The following is a 21,672-nucleotide window of genomic DNA, read 5'->3' on the forward strand; positions in this document are numbered from 1 at the left end:
AACCGTTCGGGCTGTGAAGAAGAGGACATGGCGTTTTACGCTTTGCGACGGGCTCGAACCCAAGACGCGAACAAACTGCCATGTCCCGGAACAGAAAATCTAGCTGCTTGATCGTAAACATACAAGGCGCCAGGACGCGAAGGCGCCAAGGAAGAAGAGCATAAATGGCACAAAAGAAAAACCTGAAGACAGTTTTTTTTAACGCAAAGGCGCAAAGTCGCAAAGAAAAGCAAACAATAAGATCGAGACGAGAGATTTAATGCATGGTGACAATGCTGCCATGACTCAACCGCTTTCCTCAGCGCCTCTGCGCCCTTGCGCCTCTGCGTTAAAGCTTCTGATTTTACCCTCGCGCCCCTGCTCTCCTTTCTGTCGTTGCCATTTCTCTCACAACATGCTAATTGTATCCGGTTGAAATAAGGCAAAAAAGGAAAACACAGACATGAAATTTACCGAGCTGCAGCTGCCGGAACTGGTCCAGAAGGGCATCGAGGAAACCGGCTTCACCGACTGCACACCGATACAGGAAAAGGCGCTGCCTTTGGCCCTCACCGGCAAGGACGTCGCGGGCCAGGCCCAGACCGGCACCGGCAAGACCGCCACCTTCCTCATCACCGTTTTCACCAAACTGCTGAGCCAGCAGAAAACAGGCGCCGTCAACCACCCCCGCGCCCTCATCCTCGCACCGACCCGTGAACTGGTGGTCCAGATCGAGAAGGACGCCCAGGCCCTCGGCAAGCACACCGGCTTCACCGTCCAGGCCATCTACGGCGGCGTGGACTACATGAAGCAGCGCGACGCACTGAAGGCCGGCGCCGACATCGTCATCGGCACGCCGGGACGCCTCATCGACTACCTGAAGCAGAAGGTCTACTCCTTGAAGGACATCGAGGCCCTGGTCATCGACGAGGCCGACCGCATGTTCGACATGGGCTTCATCGCGGACCTGCGCTTCATCCTGAGAAGGCTCCCCCCCTACGACAAGCGCCAGAACCTCCTGTTCTCCGCCACCCTGAACACCCGGGTCATGGAACTCGCCTACGAGTTCATGAACATGCCGGAAAAGGTCTCGGTGACACCGGAGCAGATGACCGCCGAGCGCGTGGAGCAGGTGCTCTACCACGTGGCGCGCAAAGAGAAATTCCCGCTGCTGCTCGGCCTGCTCCGCAAGATGGGCATGGAGCGGACCATGATCTTCGTGAACACCAAGCGCGAAGCCGAATACCTGCAGGACCGCCTCAACGCCAACGAGTTCCCGGCCAAGGTGATCTCCGGCGACGTCGAGCAGAGAAAGCGGATGAAGATCCTTGCCGATTTCAAGGCCGGCCTGCTGCCGATCATGATCGCCACCGACGTCGCCTCCCGGGGCATCCACATCGAAGGGGTCTCCCACGTCATCAACTACGACCTGCCCCAGGACTGCGAGGATTACGTGCACCGAATCGGCCGCACTGCCCGCGCCGGCGCCGAGGGGATGGCGATCTCGCTGGCCGATGAGGACGGCGCCTTCTTCATCGAGGCCATCCAGGAGTTCATCAAGCAGAAGATCCCGACCGAGTGGGCCGAGGACGACATGTTCGTCCACGACTACAAGAGAACCGCCCGCCCTCCGCGCCGCACCGAGGAGAAGCCCGGCGGCAGGGGCGGCAAATCCGGCGGACGCGGCGAGAAATCAGGGCGCGGTGAATCCCGCGGCAGAGGCGGTAAATCCGGTTCCGGGATGGAGAAGGCGGAGCAGAAGGAAGCCCAGCCGACCGCGGAAACCGCACCTACAGGGGAGGCGGCCGCTAACGGCGATGCACCGGCCAAGCGCAAACGCCGTCGCCGCAAGCCCAAGGCCAAGCCGGCAGAGCAGCAGCCCGAGCAGCCGTGACCGGAAAGGGACGTCCCCCGCGCAAATACTCCCAGGCGGGCCGGGTCCACGACGTGATCCGCCTCATCGAGGCGCGTCACGGCATCTCAGTGGCCGAGCTCGCCGAGGAGACCGGCGTCAACAAGCGCACCATCCACCGCGACATGGTCGCCATCCAGGAGGCCGGCTATCCCCTCATCTCCGACTGGCAGGATGGCGAGAAGGTGTACCGCTTCCTGACCCGGTTCAAGGACGTCCCTCCCATCAGCTTCACGTTGCAGGAGCTGATGACCCTTTCCCTTTTGCGCTCCCAACTGGACCTCCTCAAGGGGACCCCGTTCCTGGAAGACATGCAGAGCGTCTTCCGCAAGGTGAACTCGGTGCTGCCGCCGCGCCTTGCCGCCCACATGGAGCGCATCGCCGAGGTCTCCCTGCCGCTTCTGCAGGGCAAGCGCGACTACTCCCGCTGCGCCGACTACCTGCAACTGATCCGCAACGCCCTGCTCTACCAGCAAACCGTCGTCATTTCCTACCGCACCCCCAACCGTCCCGAGCCGGTGGACTACCGGGTCGATCCCTACACCCTGCTCTTCCAGAAAGGCGGCATCTATCTTTTGGGCTACGCGCAGGAACGTGAGGCGCTGCGCACCTTCGCCATCGAGCGCATCTGTGCCGTCGAACCTCTGAAGGAGCGTTTCGAGATACCGGAGGGATTCCACCCCGGCTCCGCGCTGGGTGAAGCCTTCGGCATCGTGGCCGAGGCCCCCATGGACGTAGTGATCCGCTTCTCCGCATCCATCGCGCACGCCATCAGGGACCGCGTCTGGCACTCCTCGCAAAAGATCGAGGAGCAGGAGGACGGAACGCTGCTTTTGAACTTCCACGCCGGCGGCAGGATGGAGATCCTCGCCTGGCTCCTCTCCTACGGCGCCCACGCCGAACTGCTGCACCCCGCGGAACTGCGCGAGGAACTGGCGGCAATGGTGCAAGCGACGGCGCGGGTCTACTGTCCCCCTCCCTGTCCCTCCCCCTCCGGGGGCGGGCACGCTTGAGTTACTGTTGTGGCTTAACGACTACGGCGCAGTCGTACTGACAGCTTCTACAGTAGGCAGCTCTCCCCTTCCCCCTTTATTCACCCTGCGTTGACAACCATTTTCGTTCCGTATATAAAAAGACCTTCAGATTCAGGAGGGCTTTTAATGGCTGACGAAGTGGCAACGACGCAACTGGCAGAAATCATCCTCAAACGCATCCGCTCCCGCGGTGACATCACCTTCGCCTCCTTCATGGAGAGCGCACTCTACGAACCAGACCTGGGCTACTACACCTCCCCGGGGCGCAAGGTAGGCGCCGAGGGGGATTTCTACACCAGCATGAACGTGCACAGCGCCTTCGGTCGCCTGATCTCCCGCGAGATCGGCCGTTTCTGGGAACTGCTCGATCGTCCCGAATCCTTCACCGTCGCCGAAGCCGGCGCGGGGGGCGGTCAACTGGCGCAGGACATCCTGGACGCCATCGCGGAGGAGAATCCCAACCTCTACGCCGCCCTCACCTACCGCCTGATCGAGAAGGAGCCGTCCCTGCAGGAGGCCCAGGCCGCACGGCTCGCTCAACACGCCGATCGGTTAGCGTGGAGCTCCCCCCAGGAACTCTCCGACGGCGCGCTCAGGTTCACCGGCTGCATCATCTCAAACGAGCTGTTCGATGCCATGCCGGTGCACTTGGTCGAGATGGCGGAGGACGGCCTCAAGGAGGTCTTCGTTTCCGCGGATGCCAACGGCTTCCGTGAAAAGCTGCTCCCCCCGTCCACTCCGGAGTTGGCGGCCTACTTGCAAAAGTTCGAGGTGCGGCTCATGCCCGGACAACGGGCGGAGATCAACCTTGCCGCACCGGCGTGGATCACCCGTGCCGCCGCAACGCTCGAGCGCGGCTTCGTGCTCACCATCGATTACGGCTATCTCGCCGAGGAGCTTTACACCCCGCAAAGGCGCAACGGCACCCTGCTCTGCTACCACAAGCACAGCACCAACGAAGATCCCTACCAGATGGTGGGAGAGCAGGACATCACCACCCACATCAACTTCAGTTCCCTGATCGAGGCGGGCAAAGAGGCAGACCTGGTCGCGGTCTGGTACGGCGAGCAGTACCGCTTCCTGCTCGGCGTGGGGCTCATGGAGGAACTGATGCAGCTCGTGGCCCAGGCGAAGGACGAGCATGAAAGCCTGAAGCACCGGCTCGCCATCAAGAAGCTGATGATGCCTGAGGGGGGCATGGGTGACACGTTCAAGGTGCTGATCCAGGCCAAGGGGGTGGCAAACCCGCAGCTCCTGTGCATGAGGAAATGGGGGATGGGGCTTTGACCATCAAGGCCATCGTCTTCGACCTGGACGGGACGCTGTACCAGGAGGACCGCCTGGGAGAGGAGGTCAACCGGAGCGCCATTCACTACGTGGCCGACCTCAAAGGGATCACCCCACCGGAGGCGGAGGCCCTGCTGGAGGCCACCCGCGCGGCCGACGACGTTGGCGGCACGCTCAGTCGCGCCGTGGTGGCGCTGGGGGGCACCCTGCAGGAGCTGCACAAAAGGTTCGCCGCCGACTGCCATCCCGAACGGCTGCTAAAGCCCGACCACCGTGTCCGGGAACTGCTGCAGCTTCTGTCGACACGCTTCCAATTGCACCTCTACACCAACAACAACCGCGACCTCTCGGGCCGGATCATGAGGCAGATCGGCGTCGATGACCTCCTGGACCGGGTGTTCACCATCGAGGACTACTGGATCCCCAAACCGGATCGCCGGATCATCGAGGACATACTGGCAAAGATCGGATGTCGTGCGCAGGAGACGCTCTTTGTCGGCGACCGCTATCGCGTCGATCTGGCAGTTCCCGAATCGATGGGATGTTCTGTCTTTGAGATGAAGACGACTGAAGACCTGCTGACACTGGCAGATCTGGTACACTGATAGCTTCATGCTCAGACAGAGGATCACCCTGATTCTCCGCACGGTGTCACAGTGACCAGCCGAAAGCCACGGCGGACGACATTGAGCCGCTGCAGGGTATCCGATCAAACAGCATGCATGCCCAGAAAACCTGTCTTTCGAGGAGCTAGTCATGGCACACCGGTTGGAAAAGGACACCATGGGGACGGTCGAGGTCCCCGAAGGCGCCTACTACGGCGCCCAAACACAGCGCGCGGTCAACAACTTCCCCATCTCCGGCCTGAAGCCGCACCAGGCGCTGGTGCGGTCCACGGTACGGATCAAGAAATGCGCGGCCATCGCCAACATGACCACGCACAGGCTCGCCAAGGATGTGGGCGAGGCCATCGTCAAGGCTGCCGACGAGGCACTCGCCGGACAGTTCGCCGACCAGTTCGTGGTGGACCCGTTCCAGGCCGGCGCAGGCACCTCGCACAACATGAACGTGAACGAGGTGTTGGCCAACCGGGCCAACGAAATCCTGGGCGGCACAATCGGCGAGTACACCCGGGTCAACGCCAACGACCACGTCAACATGGCGCAGTCCACCAACGACGTCTTCCCGACGGCGATGCGCCTTGCGGCGCTGGAGCTGGCGCATGAGTTGGACAACGAGTTGCGCGACCTCGCCGACGCCCTCGCCCGCAAGGGCATCGAGTTCGACCACATCCTGAAGTCCGGGCGCACCCACCTGCAGGACGCGGTGCCGATCCGCCTGGGGCAGGAGTTTTCCGCCTGGTCCATCGCCATCGCCAACAACCGCTCCGGCATCGAGCGCACCTTTGCCGGACTGCGCGAACTGGGTATCGGCGGCACCGCGGTCGGCACCGGCCTCAACGCGGAGCAGGCCTTCATCGACCTGATCGTCGAGGCGCTCGCGCGCGAGACCGGGCAGGAGTTGACCCGCGGCGAAAGCCTCGTCGAGCGGATGCAGAACATGGACCCCTTCGTCGCCCTCTCCTCCAGCGTCAAGGGGGCCGCCGTCAACCTGATCAAGCTGGCCAACGACCTGCGCCTGCTCTCCTCCGGCCCCCGCACCGGCCTGGGCGAGATCAACCTCCCCGCCATGCAGCCCGGCTCGTCCATCATGCCGGGCAAGGTGAACCCGGTGCTCCCGGAGGTGACCAACATGGTCTGCTTCCAGATCATGGGATGCGACCTCACCGTGGCCCTGGCGGCCCAGGCCGGGCAGCTGGAACTGAACGTGATGATGCCGGTGATCGCCTTCAACCTGCTCTTCGCCATGGAGATCCTGAAAAACTGCCTGCGCCAGTTGACCTCCCTCTGCATCACGGGGATCACCGCCAACGAGGAGCGCTGCCGCAATTTCCTGGACCAGTCCGTGGGGCTCGCCACGGTGCTCGCGCCCAGCATCGGCTATGCCGCGGCGGCCGAGGTGGCCAAGGAATCCGCCAAGAGCGGCAAGAGTATCCGCGAGGTGATCCTGGAGCGGGGCATACTGACCGAGGAGGAGCTCGAGGAGGTGCTGGCGCCCTACCCGCTCACCACACCGGGCGTGCACGGCAAGGAGTAGCCGTAACAAGGATAACCAAACTAAGCCGGCACAGCCCTAACCCGCCCTCCGGGCACCCTCTCCCGGGGGGAGAGGGGACTGGTGCAAGATCATCCCGAGGGAGTGTCGGCGGGCTTTGCAATTATTGTAAAAATCCTATAGACTCATACCTGTTCCAAACCAAAGCACACTGGAGGAGTACATGACCGAAGAAGTAAAAGCGATACTGGAGAACATCCGGCCGGCACTTCAGGCTGACGGCGGCGATGTTGAACTCGTAGAAGTGACCGACGACGGGATCGTCAAGGTGCGCCTGGTAGGGGCGTGCGGGCACTGCCCGATGTCCACCATGACCCTCAAGATGGGTATCGAAAGGACCATCAAAGAGAAAGTCCCCGGCATCAAGGAAGTTGTTTCTGTCTAACGGGTATCCCCCTTAGTCGTAACACCCGAAGCGCGGAAGTAACTCGTTGACGTTATTTCCGCGCTTTTCGCTTTTGGATGCGTCCTATGACCAGCGTGCGGCGAAAAAGAAAGCAGTTGCTGTTCCAAACGGCGAAGTTCTTCGACTTCTTCCGGAGGAACACGGAGGCCGTCACCTTCCTGGGCAACCGCGCCACGCTGTATCGCTACGGCTCCGAATTCTTCGGCGCGCTTTTGGAGGCGCTGCCCCAGGCCACGGAGAGCATCTGCCTGGAGTTCTACACCATCGCCGACGACGACACCGGGCGCATGGTGGCCGACGCGCTCATCGCCGCCGCCTCGCGCGGGGTGCGGGTGTACGTCCTCTACGACTACATCGGCTGTTTCGACACACCTGCCGCTTTCTTCAGGAGACTCGCCAGGGGAGGCGTCACCTGCGCCCCCTTCAACCCGCCACCTTTCCGCCGCGGCATCGCCTGGTTCGACAAGCGCGATCACCGCAAGATCGTCATCATCGACGGCTGGCGCGTCTTCACCGGCGGCATGAACATCGCCGACGTCTATTCCGGCTTCGGCAAGAAGAAGACCAAGTGGCGCGACGTGGGACTGAGGATCGAAGGTGAGGCGGGGCTCGAATTGCTGCGCCTGTTCCGCGAGACCTGGACCGAGGAGGTCGGCGTGCCTCCGGTGGGAACCGATCCCGCTCCGCTGCCCGAACTTGACGGCGATGCGAAAGTCATGGTAGTGAACGGCGGACCACACCAGAAGCGGAGCTTCATCAGGAGCGCCTTCAGGGTGGCCATCGCCGGCGCATCGGAAAGCGTCACCATCGCCAGCCCCTACTTCATACCGGGGCCCCGGGTGATCAGGTCCATGCTGCGGGCGGCCGGCCGCGGGGTGCGGGTGAGGCTGTTGCTTCCCTACAAGAGCGACGTCCCGCTGGTGCGCCTGGTGAGCCGGACCTACTACGGTCAGCTGCTGAAAAACGGTATCGAGATCCACGAGATGGACCGCGCCGTGCTGCACGCCAAGGTGCTGATCATCGACGGCGACTGGACCATGGTCGGCTCCGCCAACATGGACCTCAGGAGCTTTCACCGCAACTACGAGTTGAACGTGGTGGTGGACAGCCACGATTTCGGTGCCCAGGTCGTCGACATGCTGGAGACCGATTTCGCCGGCACCCGGCGCATCGTGCTGCACGAGCACGAGCGGCGCGGCTGGCCGGTGCGCCTGCTGGAGCGGCTGTTCAGCCCGGTCGCCTGGTTTTTGTAATCCGCTTTTCCTGTTTTTTCCCCCGGAGTTATCTACATGATCAACAAGGACACCCTGAAGCGGCTGGAATTCGACAAGATTCTGGAAACCGCCGCAACCTTCGCCCACTGCGAGGCATCCCACGAGGGAGCCCTTGCCATAGCACCGCTACCAACCCGCCAGGAGATGGAACTGCGCCTGGGGCTCGTCGACGAGATCCGCAAGCTGACCCGGCTCGGCATCGCGCTGAAGCTCGCTCCCTTCGAGGACATCACCCCGCAGGTCAGGGCGGTCCGTCCCAAGGGCGCGGTCATCGCCCCCATTGCCCTGCAGCGCTTCATCCCCACCCTGCGTGTCATGGCCGCGGTGGCCTCGCAACTATCCTTCCGCAGCGACGTACCGCTGCTCCTCGCCGAGGCCGGCTGCATCACCGGGTTCCCGGACCTTTTGAACCCGCTCGAGCACACCGTGAACGAGGAGGGTGAAATCCTCGACACCGCATCGCGGCTTTTGGCGGACATCCGGGGCAGGAAGAAGGGACTGACCACCCGCATCAAGAAACGGCTCGAGGAGATCGTGCGCGAGCGGCACACGGCGATCTTCCTGCAGGATGATTTCATCACGCAGCGCTCCGGGCGCTGGGTGATTCCTGTGCGCATGGACTCCAAGGGGATGGTCCCCGGCGTGGTGCACGACGTATCCAACTCGGGCGAGACCGCTTTCATGGAGCCGCTGGAGATCATTGGGCTCGCCAACGAACTGGAGAACCTGGTGGCCGACGAGCGGGCCGAGGAGATCCGCATCGTCCGGCAGATCTGCGACTGGATCAGGGAGGACGCCGAGGCGATCCTGCAGCAGTTCGAGGCGCTGGTGGAACTGGACATCCTCAACTGCATCGCCACCTTGAGTGACCGTCTCAGGAGCGAGACGCCGGTCATCGCCGACACCCCGACCATCCTGCTCAAGGCGGCACGCCACCCGATCCTCACCCTGATGGGGAAGGACGTGGTCCCGCTCGACCTGGAACTGGCCGCGGACAACCGGGTCATGGTGGTCACCGGCCCCAACACCGGCGGCAAGACCATCGCCATCAAGAACGCGGGACTTCTTTCGGTAATGGCCCTGTGCGGCATGCCGGTCCCCGCCCTCCCCGGCACGGTGCTGCCCAAGGTCGAGAGCATCCTGGTGGACATCGGCGACGAGCAGTCGATCGAGGAGAGCCTCTCCACCTTCTCGGCCCACATCTCCAAGATCTCCAGCATCATCGAGCACGCCGACCGCGGCGCGCTGGTGCTTTTGGACGAGCTCGGCACCGGCACCGAACCGGGACAGGGCGCCGCCATCGCCTGCGCCGTGCTCAAGGAGTTGCAGAACAAAGGGGCACTGGTGGTGGCGACCACGCATCTCACCGAGATCATCGGCTTCGTGCAGCGCGAAGCAGGGATGGTGAACGCGGCCATGGCCTTCGACCGGCAGAAGCTGGCGCCGCTGTACCGGCTGGTGGTTGGCGAGCCGGGCGAGAGCCACGCCCTCGAGATAGCCAGCCGCTACGGCCTCCCCGAGCGGGTGGTCAGCTTCGCCCGGGGCATGATCGGCACCATGGAGGCGGACTTCCATGCCCTGTTGCGCGACCTGAAGGAGAAGCGCGAGCAGTTGGACCGCACCCTGGCCGAACTGGCCGAGCGCGAGGAGACGCTGGCGCACGCGGAGCGCAACCTGGTGGACCGCCGCGACGAGGCGGCCCGGCTGGTGCAGGATGCCCGCGAGAAGGGGCTCCTGGAGGCGCAGCAGGTTATCGCCAAGGCCCGGCGCGAGGTGGCGGCCATGATCGACGAGGCCAAGCGCGACAAGGCGCGCGAGGCCAAGGAAAAGCTGGACCAGGCGGCACGCGAAGTCGAAGCGGCGCTGGACGGGCTGCATCCCGAGGAGAACGTCGACCCGGACCAGGTCGCGGCCGGGGACGTCCTCTTCGTGAAGCCGCTCAACTGCGACGCCACCATCCTCTCCGTGGATCGTCGTGCCGGGCGCGCCCGCGTGCGTGCCGGGAGCATGGAGTTGGACGTCGCACTGGTATCGCTGTTAAAGCCCAAGGGGAAAGAGCCGAAGAAGGTACGTAAGCAGCGCGCCCGGCAGCAGGAGGCCGAGGCCGCCGCCTCCGAGCCCGCGAGCAGCATCAACCTGCTCGGGATGCGGGTCGAGGAAGCCATCGGCGCGTTGGAGCCCTTCCTGAACCACGCCTCGCTGGAGCGGATGTCCGAGGTGCGCGTGGTGCACGGCAAAGGGACCGGCGCCCTGATGAAGGGGGTGCGCAGCTACCTGACCGGACACCCGCTGGTGGCGGAGTTCCGCACCGGCGAGCGTTTCGAAGGGGGCGACGGTGTCACGGTGGTGACGCTGCGCTAGTGTAATGCGATCACAGATGCATGCGGAGGCCTTATGATCATCTCCATCATAGCTGCCATGTCTGACAACAGGGTGATAGGCGCGCACGGGAAGCTCCCCTGGGATATTCCCGCCGACCTGGCTCGTTTCCGAAGCCTCACCATGGGACATGCGGTACTGATGGGAAGAAAGACCTTCGAGTCGATCGGCCATCCCCTGGACGGGCGCAAAAACATCGTGCTCAGCAAGAGCATGGGGAGGACCGACGGAGTCATCGTGGCCCGCACCCTCCAGGAAGGGATCGCGGCCGCCGAGGGGGACGAGGAACTCTTCATCTGCGGCGGCGAGGCCGTGTTCCGGGAGGCGCTTCCCCTGTGCCAGAGGATCTACCTCACCGTGGTGCACGGCCAATACGAGGGAGACGTCCACTTCCCGCAACCTCCCTGTTCCTTCGCCGAGATGCACCGTGAGGAGTTCCTGGAAGGCTCCCCCTCAACCACGTACCTGGTGATGGAAAAGGTGGACCAGATCCAGCCCGGAAGCGACGTCTTCGAGCTCAGGGAGAAGGGGGTGGAAGCGCTCAACCGCCAGCTCTACTTCCTGGCCCGCTGCTGTTTCGGACAGGCCCAGGCGCTGGAGGATGCGCCGGAAACCGCGTCGGACCTGGCCTTCAGCCAGGCCAAAAGCGGCGGTGACGTGGGTGAGGCACTGAAGCTCGCGGAGAGGGCCTTCCGGGACGATCCGGACAACCTGCGCATCCGGTTGAACCTGGGGCGCATCCTGGTCCTCGCCGGCGAAAAGGGGAAGGGCCTGGAGATGCTGCGCAAGGGGGTGCAGGCAGGGGGCGGGCAGGAGTTCTACACCGAGTTGGCCAAGTGCGGCACCAGGGGAACCCCGCCCATCAAGTCCCTGCCGAGAAGCCACCCGCTGAACCGGTACCTGGGGCTTTTGATGAACAGGTTGAATATGCGGGGGTAAACCGGTCTCACCTCAACGGTAGGGGCGAATAATCATTCGCCCGCCGTTGACGGGCCATGCGCCCTTGCCGACAGCATGCGAGCCGCCACCAGGGCGAATAATTATTCGCCCCTACAGGTGCACCCTTTCCCTGATGAAGCCGCGAATATCCCGCATCGTTATTGACTCGCCCCCTGCCGCAATGCTACTTTCCTGTCCATGAAAAACGCGGAGGCTGAAGGGATAGTGCTGCGCCTCACCGACTTCGGGGAGGCGGACCGCATCGTCACCTTGTTCACCCTGGAACAGGGAAAACTGCAGGGGGTGGCTCGCGGCGCCAAACGGAGCAAAAAACGCTTCGCGGGGGCGCTGGAACCTTTCGCACACCTCAAACTCCAGTTGCACCTCGGTACCTCCCTTCCTACTCTGTCCAGCGCCGATATAATCTGCATCTTCCCCGGCATCCGTGCCGACCTCGCCAGGATCGGCTGCGCGGCCTACGCCTGCGAACTGGTGGAACGACTCACCCCCGAAGACGAACCGAGCCCGCGCCTGTTCCGCCTCCTGTACTGCTACCTGGAACGCCTCAACGAGGCACCCGCCTCCCCCTCGGACCGCCGTTTCTTCGCGGTCAACCTCCTGAAGATACTGGGCTACCAACCGGAACTGCAGGTGCGCGGCGTGTCAGAGGAAACGGCGTCCCTCTTGGCCCGCGCCATGCAGACCGGCCGCTTCGGTGCCGTTGTCTTTCCCGACGACCTGCTGCGCGAGGCGGACCTCCTCCTGAACCCGGCCATCGACCTCCACCTGGACCGGGAACTGAAGTCGCTGGCCTTCCTGAAGGAGTGCGGCGTGTAGCTGCCGCCAACACGCCGGAAGCCCCCGACACTCCAGCAATTCTCTTCTGCAAACCGTCAATTTTGTTGACCCCGGCGCCGGTAACAGGTACTATTCCTCGCTTCAGTCAAACCCGTACGTGCAGCCGCGCCCAGGCGCAGCTTTTTGTTTTTGAGGAACGCATGAACCAAGCGGACATGAGAAAACTGCCGCCGCAGAGCATCGAAGCGGAGATGTCGATCCTGGGAGGGATCCTGGTCGACAACGAAGCGATCAACCGGGTGCTCGAGGTCCTTTCGCCGGAGGAGATGTACCGGGAAAGCCACAGAAAGATCATGCGCGCCATGATCGAACTGAACGAGCGCGGCGAGCCCTGCGACCTGATCACCATGACCACCATCCTGCGCAAGAAGGGCGAGCTGGAAGAGGTTGGCGGCGGCGCCTACCTGGCCACCCTGGTCGACTTCGTCCCCATGGCGGCCAACATCTCCTATTACTGCAAGATCGTGAAGGAGAAGTACATCACCAGGAAGCTCATCTCCGCCGCCACCGATATCGTCAGCAACGGTTTCGAGGACAAGGTGGAGGTCGAGGAACTGCTCGATTCCGCGCAGAAGGTGATCTTCGAGATCTCTGAAAACAAGCTGCGCCCCTCGTACTACAAGGTCAGCGACATCCTCAAGGACACCATCAAGAACATCGAGCTCCTCTACGAGAAGAAGGAGCTGGTGACCGGCGTCCCCACCGGCTACACCGACCTCGACAAACTGACCGCAGGCTTTCACGCCGGCGACCTGGTCATCATCGCGGGACGTCCGGCGATGGGTAAGACCACCTTCGCGCTCAACGTGGCCCAGTACGCAGCGGTGGACTCGGATAAGAAGTTCCCGGCTGCCATTTTCTCGCTGGAGATGCCCAAGGAGCAGCTGGTGGAGAGGCTGCTCTGCTCCGCCTCCCGGGTCGACCTGACCCGCCTGCGCTCGGGGCACCTGCAGGAAAACGACTGGCCCAAGCTGATCAAGGGCGCCGGGCTCTTGCACAACTCCAAGATCTTCATCGACGACACCCCATCCATCACGGTGATGGAGCTCCGCTCCAAGGCGAGGCGCCTCAAGGCCGAGCACGACATCGGCATCATCGTCATCGACTACCTCCAGCTCATGCGCGGCGGTGCCAACAGCGAATCGCGCCAGCAGGAGATCTCCGAGATCTCGCGCTCGCTGAAGGCGCTGGCCAAGGAGCTGGGCATCCCGGTGATCGCCCTGTCGCAGTTGAACCGAAGCCTGGAGCAGCGAACGGACAAGCGCCCGATGATGAGCGACTTGCGCGAATCCGGGGCAATCGAGCAGGACGCCGACATCATCATGTTCGTCTACCGCGGCGAGGTGTACGACAAGGAGAACGAGGACCTCAAGGGAAAGGCGGAGGTCATCATCGGCAAGCACAGAAGCGGTCCCATCGGCACCGTGGACCTCGCCTTCAGAGGCGAGTTCACCCGGTTCGAGAACTTGAGCAACAGGGAAGAATACTAAACTTGTTTCGTTCCCTCCCCCGGAGGGGGAGGGTTAGGGAGGGGGCACAGTCACTGAAGCTCCCCCCCTCCCCACCTCTCCCCTCCGGGGGGAGGAGCATACAACAATAGAGAGGAACCTAGATGAGCAGATACCATGCAATGACGGAAGTGCCGGCTACCGCCGGATATAAGGAAGGGGACGTGCTGTTTCTCTGCGGCGAGCTGTTCGGCCGCGGCTACGCCAACGGCATCGTGGACGAGGCCAGGGCCAAGGGGATGACCATCATCGGCGCCACAGTGGGAAGGCGCGATGCGGACGGCACGCTGCGCCCGCTCAACGAGGAAGAGCTCGCCACCGCCGAGGCGGGACTGGGCGGCAAGATCATCAACATCCCGCTGGAGGCCGGTTTCGACATGGAGCCCGGCCAGGACGGCGTCGCTCCGGTGGACCGCTTCAAAGGCGTGAAACCTGATGACTGGGCTTCGGTCAAGCTGGACCCGGCAGAGGTCGAGTACTCGAAACAGCGCGGCACCGAGCGCTTCTGCAAGAACCTCGCGGCCGTGGTGGCCGAACTGGAGCAAATGATCCCGGCCGGCAGCAAGCTGCTCGTGGTCCACACCATGGCCGGCGGCATCCCGCGCGCCCGCGTCTTCATGCCCATCCTGAACAAGCTGTTCAAGGGCCAGGGCGACCGTTTCCTCTCCTCGGAAGCCTTCTGGAACTCCGACATGGGCAAGCTGTGCGACGCGAGCTTCAACGAAGTCACCGCGGACACCTTCCGCTACCTGATCGACGCCACCGCGGACCTCAGGGAGAAGCACGACACCCATTACGCGGCATACGGCTACCACGGCACCGGCGTGCTGATCGACGGCGTCATCACCTGGCAGTCCTACACCCCGTACCTGCAGGGGTGGGCCAAGATCCGCCTTGAAGACATCGCCATCGAGGCCTGGGAGAAGGGGATCAAGGCCACCGTGTACAACTGCCCCGAGATCCTCACCAACTCGAGCGCGCTCTTCCTCGGCGTCGAGAACTCCCTCTATCCGCTCATGGGCGCCCTGCGCGCCGAGGGCGTGGAGTCGGTGGTGAACGAGTGCCAGGCGCTGCTGCGTGAAGGAACCACGGTCGACGATCTGCTCAAGATCGCCAACACCTACCTCACCTCCGAGCTCATCACCAGCACCCGCGACTTCGACAGCTGGCCGCAGCACAACAAGCCGGAGCAGCAGGAGTACATGCTGAACACCTCGGCGGAACTGATCAGCATGAACGCGGACCAGAAGGACATCGTCTGCGCGGTGCTCTCCCGCGCCGTGTTCCAGGGCGTCGGGAGCCTCATGTTCAACAGCTCCTGGAATCCGCAGGCGCCGGTCTTCTGGCTGAACCATGATGTGATCGCCAAGACGCTGGCGAAGGGGTAATCGGCAAGTAATAGGGGGGGGCGAAACATGTTTCGCCCCCCTTTTTTGTATTGGTTCTCCACCTTCGAGCCCTTTACCGAAGGAGGGGGACTGGCTCCGCCAGGTGCCAGTCCCCTTGGGGCTTGGGTAAGATGGTTGGGCGGAGTGGAGCGTTCCGCTAGAGGGACAGGCACCTACGGAGCCAGTCCCTTCTGCTCAATCCCCTCTGTCTCCCCTCTTACAAGGGGAGGACGTGAGGCTCGGGCAGCGCTTCGTGGGCGAAGATACTTTCGACTCTTTCTCACCTTAACACTGGATGACACCGAACGGAGTACACGTGGCACACAAGGTCCTGCTGGTCGATGACGTGAGCATGTTCCTGGAACTGGAAAAGGATTTTCTCTCCCTCTCCGCGGTGGATATCTTTACCGCCCGCAACGGGGAGGAGGCGCTGGCGATCTGCCGGAAAGAGCACCCGGACCTGGTGATCATGGACCTGCACATGCCGGTCATGGACGGCGCCGACTGCTGCCGCGCCATAAAAAAAGACCCCCATCTCTCCAGCCCGGTGATTATGGTCACCTCTGAAGGGAAGGAGGCCGATCGCCGGCTCTGCCTGGAAGCGGGCTGCGACGACTTGCTCTTCAAACCTCTGGATCGGGCGATTTTCCTCCACGCGGCCCGCAAACTCCTGCCTGCCGTCGACCGGCGCGACCGGAGGGGAAGTTGCCGCTTCAACGTCAAATTCCGGGCCTTCGGCCTCACCCTTTCCGGCTTTAGCGTCAACTTAAGCCAAAACGGCCTCTACCTCGCCGCCGACATGGAACTGGAACAAGGCACGGAGCTGGAACTGCTCTTCGCGCTCCCCGAGCCGTCAACGGCCATCATCCAGACCAAGGGGCGCATCGCCTGGCTCAACACCAGCAAAGCCCGCAGGAAGAACTCGCTGCCGGAAGGCTTCGGCATCCAGTTCATCGGGATCTCCGACGAGGACCGGGAACTCATCGACCGCTACGTCAGTACCCTGTCACCTACCTCACGAGCTTAGAAAGTTTCTTGAACTCGTCGGTGCCGGCGACGCGCAGCAACTGGAACAGCACCGACTCGGTCGAGGTCATCACCGCGCCGGCCTGGGTCATGGTCTGCAGCGCGATCTCCCAGTTGTGCTTCTTGCGGCTCATCACCGCATCGACCACCAGGTGCACCACGTAGCCGCGCGAGAGGAGTTCCAGGGCGGTCTGCAGCACGCAGACGTGGGTCTCCATACCGGTCAGGATGACCTGGCGCCTGCCGTTTTTCTCCAGGGCATCCAGGAAACCTTCCCCACCGCAGCAGCTGAAGGTCATCTTCTCCAGGCTGGGCGTGCACAGCTTTTCCTTCAGCGCAGGCACCGTCTCACCCAGCCCCTTGACGTACTGCTCGGTGGCGAGCGCCGGGATCCCCAGTTCGGCCGCCGCATCGAGCAGGATGGAGATGTTGTGGGTCAGCTTGCCCAGTATCTTCTCGTCCATGGCGCGGCAGAGCTTGTCCTGCACGTCGACCACCACCAGTTGCGCACTCTCTTTGTCCAGGAAAAACCTTTCCAGCAGGGTCATAACACCTCCTAAAAGCAGATTAAGATAAAGATTAAGACTAAGAGGAAGACTAAGAGCGGGCCTTCTTTATCTTAGTCTTAATCTCAGTCTGCCTAAAGCAGATTAAGATAGAGATTAAGACTAAGAGGAAGACTAAGAGCGGGCCTTCTTTATCTTAGTCTTAATCTCTCAGTCTGCCTTTTACTCCTTGCGCAGTTCGATGCCTAATTCGGTGATCTTCTTCCTCAAGGTGTTGCGGTTGATGCCCAGGATGTCGGCGGCGCGCACCTGGTTGCCGCGGGTCTTCTCCAGAACGAAACGGATCAGCGGGCGCTCGACCTGCTCCAGCACCATGGCGTGCACGTCGCCGCTCTCCATCTTCTCCATGTTGGAGAAGCAGCCGCGCAGCTTCAGATCGACGATCCCCTCCAGGGACAGTTCCTCCCCCTTCCCTTCGCTCGGGCGGCTCCGGAGACCGGGGAAATCGGAGGCGACCAGGAGCGGGTCGGGCGAAAGGATCACGGCACGCTTGATGGTGTTCTCCAGTTCGCGGATGTTGCCGGGCCAGTTGTAGTTGGAGAGGAGCTTGACGGCGTCGGCGGAGGTGCGTTTTTGCGGCACCTCGAGTTCCGCGCAGATCTTGCCCAGGAAGTACTGTACCAGCAGCGGGATGTCCTCCTTGCGGTCGCGCAGCGGCACCAGCTGGATCGGGATCACGTTGAGGCGGTAGTAGAGGTCCTCACGGAACTGCTTGTTGCGCACGCTTTCCTCGAGATCCTGGTTGGTGGCGGCAACCACCCTGACGTCGACGGGAATGCTCTGGTTGCCGCCGGTCCTGGTGATCTCGCGCTCCTGCAGCACCCTGAGGATCTTCGCCTGCAGGTCGATGGGCATGTCGCCGATCTCGTCCAGGAAGATGGTGCCGCCGTTGGCCTGCTCGAACTTGCCCAGCTTCCTCTCGGTGGCGCCGGTGAAGGCCCCCTTCTCGAAGCCGAACAGCTCGCTCTCCAGGAGCTCCTTTGGGATGGCGGCGCAGTTGAGCGGGATGAAGGGTTTGCCCAGACGCTTCGAGTTGTAGTGAATGGCGCGGGCGATCAACTCCTTGCCGGTCCCCGACTCACCCTGCACCAGGACGGTGACGTCGGAGGGAGCGACCTTGCCGATGGTCTTGTAGACGTCGCGCATGGCGGGCGAGTTGCCGATGATGGTCTTCTCCAGCTGGTAGCGGTCGGCCAGTTCCTCTTTAAGCAGCGACACCTGCGAGGTCATCTCGCGCGCCCGGCTCACCTTCTCCACCACCGCGTCGATGACGCCCAGATCGAAGGGCTTGGTCAGGTAGTCGTAGGCGCCGCGCTTCATCGCCTCGACGGCGTTCTTCATGCTCGCCTCGGCGGTCATGATCACCACCATCAGGTCCGCGCGTTCCTCCTTGACCCGATCCAGCAGCTCCAGTCCCGTGACGCCCGGCATCTTGATGTCCAAAAGCGCCAGGTCGTAGACGTTTTCCTTGATGAGCTTGAGCGCCTCGTTGCCGTCCTTGGCCAGCTCGACGTTGAATCCTTTTTTCTTGAGGGCCTTGGAAAGGACCCAGCGCATGCTCTCTTCGTCATCCGCCACGAGAATGTTGTTGATAGACATAAATGCTCCTAGAAACCGTTCTATGTTCTACGTTCTACGTTCTAGGTTGAAACCCCAAGGCGACACTGCCTTAAACCAAACGTAGAGCATCGAACGTCAGACGTTGATCTTGCCGGTCCAGTTCCTATGTCAGTTCGCGGAGGTCGAAGCACCGTTGCTTCAAACGTAGAACGTAGAACATAGAACGTAGAACGGCCGTTATTATTGCACCAGCGGCAGCATGACGGTGAAGACGGTGCCGCGGGTGGGATCGGAATCTACGCGGATCATGCCGCGGTGCTCGGACACGATCTTCTGGCAGATGGCCAGCCCCAGCCCCGTGCCCTGGGACTTGGTGGTGAAAAACGGGGTGAACATGTTTTCCAACACGTCCTCCGGAATGCCGGGGCCGTTGTCGGAGATGTCGATGGCGACCATGCGGGCGCGCCGCTCACCCTTTTGGGTCATGGCGTAATCGGCCAGCACCCGGCTGGTCACCTTGACCACGCCGCCGGTGCCGACTGCCTCCATGGCGTTCTTGATCAGGTTCAGGAACAGCTGGGTCAAGAGCGCCTCGTCGGCGAGTATCGGGGGGATGCTGGGGTCGAAGTACTGCTGCAGGTAGACCTCTTTCCCCTCGCAGGCGTTCTTCTGCAACAGGACGATGTCGGAAAGGACCCGGTGCAGGTTCACCTTGCCGAGCTTCAGGCGCCCCGGCGAAGCGAGTCCCAGGAGCTCTTCGACGATGACGTTGACCCGCTGCACTTCCTTCAGCATGACCCGCACGTATTCCCGGAGGTCCTCGTTGTCGGGAAACTCCATCTCCAGCAGCTGTGCCGCTCCCTTGATGCCGCCCAACGGATTCTTGATCTCGTGGGCAAGACCCGCGGCGAGCGCCCCCAACGAGGAGAGCCGGTCCGCCTGGCGCACGGCGCTTTCCAGCTCACGCACGTTGGTGAGATCGCGCAAGAGCACGATGGTGCCGATCCGCTCCCCGTTCGAACTGAGCAGGGGCGAGGTGCTGGTCCCCACGGGGGTGATGCGGCTCCCCCGCTTGAGCACGATGTTCTCGTGGTCGGATACCGACATCCCGGTGCTGACGGTCTTCGCCACCAGCTCGTTCAGGGCGCGGTCATCCTTGAAGATGTCGCTGAACAGGTTCCCGAGCGCCTGGCGCCTCGACACGCCGGCCAGCTCTTCGGCGGCCGGGTTCACCAGCGTCACCGCCCCGGTGTTGTCCAGCACGATGACACCGTCACCCACGCTGTCGACCACGTTCGCGTAATAATTCTCCAGGCGGTCAGCCATTAAAGAACTCCTCCATCGCCCCGACCAGCTCGGCAGCATGTTCGATCCGGTTCACCGCGGCACGAAACTGCGCGGCTCCCGGAAGCCCCTTGGAGTACCAGGCGAGATGCTTGCGCATCTCCATCAGGGCCACTCTGCCCCCCTCGAACTCGGCAAAGAGTTCGAAGTGCCTGCGGGCGACCGCAAGCCGTTCAGCCACCGTCGGCGCTACCGGGACCTCGCCCGCCAACAGGGCGAGCGCCTCCCGGAACAGCCAGGGATTCCCCATCGCGCCGCGGGCCACCATCATCGCGTCGCACCCCGTTTCGCGGAACATGCGGACCACGTCGTCCGCCGTGAAGAGGTCGCCGCTGCCGATCACCGGGATCTTGAGCGCGCCCTTCAGCTCAGCCAGTTTGGACCAGTTCGCCTTCCCCTCGAACATCTGGGCCCGGCTCCTGGGGTGGAGCGTGATGGCGTCGCACCCCTCCTCCTGCGCGATGCGCCCCACCTCGAGAAAGGTGTCATCGCCGCAGACCCAGCCGGTGCGGATCTTCACGGTGAACGGGAGCGAGGTCGCCTTGCGCACGCAGCGGATGATGCGCCCCACCTTGGCCGGGTCCTTCATCAGCGCGCTGCCGGCCCCGGTGCCGACCACCTTCTTCACCGGGCAGCCCATGTTGATGTCGATCAGTTCGCCGTATCCCTCGACCAGCCGCGCCGCCTCGGCCAGCATCTCCGGCTCGTCGCCGAAAAGCTGCATGCCGATGGGACGGTCCTCGGAGGTGGTCTTCAGGAGATCGAAACTCTTGCGTCCCTCCCTGGTCAGGCCGTTGACGCTCACCATCTCGGTGAAAGTGAGCGAGGCCCCGCCCTCGCGGGCGATGATGCGCATGGGGAGGTTGGTGATGCCGGCCATGGGGGCCAGAAATACCCGATTCTTCAAGGTAAGGGAGCCGATGGCCACCGTCTTTTGCATATGTGATGACGTCCTTATCTGCCTAAAAAATGTGCATACTAGCAACTAAGAATTTAAAACGCAAGGGTTTTTTATGGTTCGCGTATACGGAAAAAGAGGGGAATGGATCAGGAAAATCGGATAGGCGAGAGGGAGAATTCGAAGGGCGATCCCGTTAATCTGGGCGAATAGTTACTCGCCCCCACCAGACCCGGCAATTTGCCAGGGTGTACCACTCGTCCACTGGAGGGGCGAACTATCATTCGCCCCCTCCGGCTAATCCCGCCGCAGGAACGCCTCGATGCCGCTCAGTCCCTCTACGGCGCCGCAGGGGAGGGAGAGGTGCGGCGCGCGGATCTGCGGCTCCCGCGGGTTGATGCGGATGACGCGCGCGCCGGAGAGGGCGCCGATACGCTCGCTGGCGGCACGCACGGTGGGAATGGCTGTGCCGGCCCCCATCTCGACGACCACGATGCGCCTGCCGGATTGCCGCGACAGGAACTGCCGGAAGCGCTCCTGCTGCTTGGCGGTGCGCTCGCCGATCCAGGCGTAGTCGCCGAACATGAGGATGTTGGGACGCGCCGGCCGCCCGCAGCGGGGGCACAGGGGAACGTGGTCCGCGCGCATGGTTTCTTCGTCGATGCGGAACTGTTCGCGGTTGTCCCAGATCCGGTCGCAGCAGGGGGCGGTGCACTGCAGGTGGTGGATGGAGCCGTGGAACTCGAGGATGGCCTGGTCGGGGAAGCCAGCCTTCTGGAACTGCCCGTCCACGTTGGAGGTGGCCACGAACAGGTCGAGGCCAAAGCGGGCGGCCCAGTCGAGCAGGAGCGCGAAGCCGGGATGGGGGACGGTGGCGCGGTAGAGGTTGGTGCGGTGGCCGTAGAAGCCCCAGCCGAAGGCGGGATCGTGCTCGAAGTGTTCGGGGTTGGCGGCATCGACGAAGCTGATGCCGAGGCGCTGGTACAGGGGATAGGCGCGCCAGAAGCCGGTGTCGCCGCGGAAATCGGGAAGCCCGGAATCGACACCCATGCCGGCGCCAGCGGTCACCACCAGCGCCTGCGCGCCGGCAACCGCCTCGGCCGCAGCCCTGAACACCGGGGCGAGGTCGGCCGCCACGC

The 21,672-nt window shown here is 62.9% G+C and carries 18 protein-coding genes; 13 read left to right on the top strand and 5 right to left on the bottom strand.

Annotated features, from left to right (window positions below; all coding sequences use genetic code 11):
* Nucleotides 1-442: 442 nt before the first annotated feature.
* The 13 genes from H7687_RS14370 to H7687_RS14430 all read left to right on the top strand — a co-directional run bounded on the left by H7687_RS14370 (nt 443) and on the right by H7687_RS14430 (nt 16,166).
* Nucleotides 443-1,873: a DEAD/DEAH box helicase gene (locus H7687_RS14370; protein WP_183348566.1), complete on the top strand. Its 1,431-nt coding sequence runs from the start codon at nt 443-445 to the stop codon at nt 1,871-1,873.
* The gene (locus H7687_RS14375; RefSeq protein ID WP_183348568.1) at nt 1,870-2,904 is read left to right on the top strand and encodes a helix-turn-helix transcriptional regulator; all 1,035 of its coding nucleotides are present in this window, start codon (nt 1,870-1,872) and stop codon (nt 2,902-2,904) included. The genes H7687_RS14370 and H7687_RS14375 overlap by 4 nt, the downstream gene beginning before the upstream one ends.
* A 147-nt stretch (nt 2,905-3,051) precedes the next feature.
* Complete coding sequence (locus H7687_RS14380; RefSeq protein WP_183348570.1) at nt 3,052-4,212, top strand: class I SAM-dependent methyltransferase; 1,161 nt, start codon at nt 3,052-3,054, stop codon at nt 4,210-4,212.
* Nucleotides 4,209-4,817 carry an HAD family hydrolase gene (locus H7687_RS14385; RefSeq protein ID WP_246404905.1) on the top strand — a complete coding sequence of 203 codons (609 nt, stop codon included), beginning with the start codon at nt 4,209-4,211 and terminating at the stop codon, nt 4,815-4,817. The genes H7687_RS14380 and H7687_RS14385 overlap by 4 nt, the downstream gene beginning before the upstream one ends.
* A 151-nt stretch (nt 4,818-4,968) precedes the next feature.
* Nucleotides 4,969-6,369 (top strand): aspartate ammonia-lyase, encoded by a 1,401-nt coding sequence (locus tag H7687_RS14390; protein WP_183348574.1) that lies wholly within the window; start codon nt 4,969-4,971, stop codon nt 6,367-6,369.
* A 181-nt stretch (nt 6,370-6,550) separates the two neighbouring features.
* The gene (locus H7687_RS14395; protein ID WP_183348576.1) at nt 6,551-6,772 is read left to right on the top strand and encodes a NifU family protein; all 222 of its coding nucleotides are present in this window, start codon (nt 6,551-6,553) and stop codon (nt 6,770-6,772) included.
* 86 nt (nt 6,773-6,858) lie between these two features.
* Nucleotides 6,859-8,046: a phospholipase D-like domain-containing protein gene (locus H7687_RS14400; RefSeq protein ID WP_183348578.1), complete on the top strand. Its 1,188-nt coding sequence runs from the start codon at nt 6,859-6,861 to the stop codon at nt 8,044-8,046.
* 36 nt (nt 8,047-8,082) lie between these two features.
* Complete coding sequence (locus H7687_RS14405; protein ID WP_183348580.1) at nt 8,083-10,428, top strand: endonuclease MutS2; 2,346 nt, start codon at nt 8,083-8,085, stop codon at nt 10,426-10,428.
* A gap of 33 nt (nt 10,429-10,461) precedes the next feature.
* The gene (locus tag H7687_RS14410) at nt 10,462-11,385 is read left to right on the top strand and encodes a dihydrofolate reductase (RefSeq protein WP_183348582.1); all 924 of its coding nucleotides are present in this window, start codon (nt 10,462-10,464) and stop codon (nt 11,383-11,385) included.
* 198 nt (nt 11,386-11,583) lie between these two features.
* Nucleotides 11,584-12,222, top strand: a complete 639-nt coding sequence (recO, locus tag H7687_RS14415) for a DNA repair protein RecO (protein ID WP_183348584.1) — start codon at nt 11,584-11,586, stop codon at nt 12,220-12,222.
* A 161-nt stretch (nt 12,223-12,383) separates the two neighbouring features.
* Nucleotides 12,384-13,733 (top strand): replicative DNA helicase, encoded by a 1,350-nt coding sequence (gene dnaB, locus H7687_RS14420; protein ID WP_183348586.1) that lies wholly within the window; start codon nt 12,384-12,386, stop codon nt 13,731-13,733.
* Nucleotides 13,734-13,855: 122 nt separating this feature from the next.
* Nucleotides 13,856-15,139 carry an enoyl ACP reductase FabMG family protein gene (locus H7687_RS14425; RefSeq protein ID WP_183348588.1) on the top strand — a complete coding sequence of 428 codons (1,284 nt, stop codon included), beginning with the start codon at nt 13,856-13,858 and terminating at the stop codon, nt 15,137-15,139.
* Nucleotides 15,140-15,455: 316 nt separating this feature from the next.
* Nucleotides 15,456-16,166, top strand: coding sequence for a response regulator (locus tag H7687_RS14430; RefSeq protein ID WP_183348590.1), 711 nt, complete (start codon nt 15,456-15,458; stop codon nt 16,164-16,166).
* Here the strand turns inward: H7687_RS14430 and H7687_RS14435 are convergent.
* From H7687_RS14435 to H7687_RS14455, 5 genes are all read right to left on the bottom strand, one after another.
* Nucleotides 16,150-16,713: a hydrolase gene (locus H7687_RS14435; RefSeq protein ID WP_183348592.1), complete on the bottom strand. Its 564-nt coding sequence runs from the start codon at nt 16,711-16,713 to the stop codon at nt 16,150-16,152. The two genes, H7687_RS14430 and H7687_RS14435, sit on opposite strands and share 17 nt — an antisense overlap.
* Before the next feature lie 180 nt (nt 16,714-16,893).
* A complete protein-coding gene (locus H7687_RS14440; RefSeq protein WP_183348594.1) occupies nt 16,894-18,330 on the bottom strand; it encodes a sigma-54-dependent transcriptional regulator in 1,437 nt (478 codons plus the stop codon).
* A 201-nt stretch (nt 18,331-18,531) separates the two neighbouring features.
* Nucleotides 18,532-19,617 carry a two-component system sensor histidine kinase NtrB gene (locus H7687_RS14445; RefSeq protein ID WP_183348596.1) on the bottom strand — a complete coding sequence of 362 codons (1,086 nt, stop codon included), beginning with the start codon at nt 19,615-19,617 and terminating at the stop codon, nt 18,532-18,534.
* Nucleotides 19,610-20,575: a tRNA dihydrouridine synthase DusB gene (gene dusB / locus H7687_RS14450; protein ID WP_183348598.1), complete on the bottom strand. Its 966-nt coding sequence runs from the start codon at nt 20,573-20,575 to the stop codon at nt 19,610-19,612. Before dusB ends, H7687_RS14445 begins: the two co-directional genes overlap by 8 nt.
* A 255-nt stretch (nt 20,576-20,830) precedes the next feature.
* Nucleotides 20,831-21,670: an SIR2 family NAD-dependent protein deacylase gene (locus H7687_RS14455; protein ID WP_246404906.1), complete on the bottom strand. Its 840-nt coding sequence runs from the start codon at nt 21,668-21,670 to the stop codon at nt 20,831-20,833.
* Nucleotides 21,671-21,672 lie beyond the last annotated feature (2 nt).

Origin of the sequence: Geomonas paludis, assembly GCF_014193585.1 — a bacterium.
GTDB lineage: Bacteria > Desulfobacterota > Desulfuromonadia > Geobacterales > Geobacteraceae > Geomonas > Geomonas paludis.